Raw genomic sequence first — 237 nt, 5'->3', positions numbered from 1 at the left:
CCCTACCCGGTAGAGGAGCAGGTCATTAGCGTGTGGGGTGGCACCACCGGCAAGTTCGACGATGTTCCGGTCGGCGATGTATTGCGGTTCGAGGGTGACGTTCTTGAGTACTTGCGTAGTCACAGCAACGTGCTCACGACGATCCGGGAAACCGGCAAGTTCGACGATGAGGCGAAAGATGCGGCGGCTGCTGCCTTTGAAGAGGTCAAGAAGGGATTCAAGACCTCTGATGGAAAG

The 237-nt window shown here is 57.0% G+C and carries 1 protein-coding gene; it reads left to right on the top strand.

The features are described from left to right. Window positions 1-237 (top strand): hypothetical protein (locus MTCD1_RS23865; protein WP_498067581.1); only part of this gene is annotated, 237 nt, incomplete at both ends.

It is taken from the genome of Colwellia marinimaniae (assembly GCF_002207865.1).
Lineage (GTDB): Bacteria > Pseudomonadota > Gammaproteobacteria > Enterobacterales > Alteromonadaceae > Colwellia > Colwellia marinimaniae.
This window is presented reverse-complemented; position numbering and strand designations above follow the sequence as displayed.